Annotated in this window: 1 protein-coding gene and 2 pseudogenes; 1 reads left to right on the top strand and 2 read right to left on the bottom strand. The window is 66.2% G+C overall.

Annotated elements, in window-relative coordinates:
* Window positions 1–41: 41 nt before the first annotated feature.
* Window positions 42–242 (bottom strand): annotated as a pseudogene (locus CRM73_RS19170) (IS3 family transposase); the annotation flags it as partial.
* Between the two features lie 196 nt (window positions 243–438).
* On the opposite strand from CRM73_RS19170, the gene CRM73_RS19165 reads away from it, so the two are divergent.
* Complete coding sequence (locus CRM73_RS19165; RefSeq protein ID WP_229588795.1) at window positions 439–1,503, top strand: transposase; 1,065 nt, start codon at window positions 439–441, stop codon at window positions 1,501–1,503.
* Window positions 1,504–1,506: 3 nt separating this feature from the next.
* Here CRM73_RS19165 and CRM73_RS19160 read toward each other — a convergent pair.
* Window positions 1,507–1,659: pseudogene (locus tag CRM73_RS19160) on the bottom strand (IS3 family transposase); the annotation flags it as partial.

Genomic DNA, 1,659 nt, shown 5'->3' with positions numbered 1-1,659 from the left:
CAGGTTGACCTGACCTATGGTTTGGTTGCCAGTCGTGGTCGCTAGCTTCCAGCGGTGGTGAGTGCCTGCGGCGTTCGAGCGAGGTCGTATTCGTGCGGGGTGGCGTACTCGAGTGCGGAGTGTCGGCGGCGTCGGTTGTAGAACACTTCGATGTACTCAAAGATCGCGTTCGCCAGCTCGATCCGGGTCTTCCACTTCCGACGGTTCAGCAGTTCGATCTGCATCGTCGACCAGAAGGATTGTGACGCTGGATGCATGCCGCGCGGCAAGGTGGTGTCGACGGGTGTGACTCACAGAATGACCGACCCCGTTCGGTGTCCTCATTGAGAGATATGTCCGCTCGTCGCCCGCCGACTACCGATGGCTTGATCAGGAGCTTGTCCCCTCGGGTGACTCATCACAGTCCTGCCTCATTCGCCGGCGGCCACCGTCGAGTGAATGGAGGACATCATGTTGGAAGACCTGGTGGAACACGTCATTGGCGTGGATCCCGACCGAGATCGCATCACGGCCGCGGTCGTATGCGCCAAGACCCAAGGCGAGCTGGCAGCCAAGACCTTCCCGGCCACGGGGCGGGGTTACCGGGCCGCGCAACGATGGGCAGGAGGCTACTCGAGCCCTTCCCGGAGGGCATGGGCGATCGAATCCAGCGGCAGCTTCGGCGCGGGCCTGGCCACCGCACTGGCTGAGGCCGGGGAGTTCGTCATCGAGTTCGACCACCCCACCAAGCGGGCCACCAAGGACGGCGCGAAATCCGACACGCTTGACGCGGTCCGTGCGGCCAGGGAAAGCCTGGGGCGTTCGAACTGGTCCACCCCACGTTCCCGCGGTGCCCGCGAAGGGCTGCGCACGTTGATCGTCGCCCGTGACAGCGCCAAGCTCGCCCGCGTGGCGGCGATCAACATCCTCAAAGCCCTCGTTGTCACCGCTCCTGAGGACCTGCGCGCCGAACTGCGTGGTCGTCCGTTGGGACAGTTGCTCACCCGGTGCCAGCGACTGCGCCCCGATACCGCCACCGACCCTGAGCTGGCCGCGACCAAGCTGTCGTTGCGCAGCACGGCCACGCGCATCACGGAGCTGACCCGCGAATGCGAGGAACTCGAAGCCGCGATGCTGCCGCTGGTCAAGGCCATGTCGCCCCGCCTCCTGGAGGAACCCGGCATCGGCACCCTGCTCGCCGCCCAGATCCTGATCTCCTGGTCCCACCCCGGGCGCTGCCGCAGCGAAGCCGCCTTCGCCCGTTTGGCCGGCGCCGCCCCGTTGGAGGCCACCTCGGGGCAGACCCAGACCCGCCACCGGCTTTCTCGCGGCGGGGATCGTCAGCTCAACCGCGCCCTGCACCAGGCCGTGTTGATCCGCACGAAGGTTCATCCACCCACCAAGGCCTACCTCGCCCGCCGGATCGCCGAGGGCAAGACCAAGCGCGAGGCGATGCGCTGTCTCAAGCGCTACTACGCCCGCCACGTGTTTCGCGTCCTCGAAGCATCCCCGATGCCCTCTTGACTCCGATAGGAGCATCTCCATCATGGCATTGTCGAGGCCGTCGCCGACGGTGCCGAACGAGGGCAGCAGTCCGGCCGAGCGGATCTTCTGCGTGAACACCCACGAGGTGAATTGGACCCCGTGGTCGGCGTGGACGATTCCGCCGGCACCGGGCTT

The organism is Kocuria sp. CCUG 69068 (genome assembly GCF_020833785.1).
Classification (GTDB): domain Bacteria; phylum Actinomycetota; class Actinomycetes; order Actinomycetales; family Micrococcaceae; genus Kocuria; species Kocuria rosea.
The sequence above is the reverse complement of the archived record's forward strand: the minus strand, read 5'-3'. Positions and strand labels throughout refer to the sequence as shown.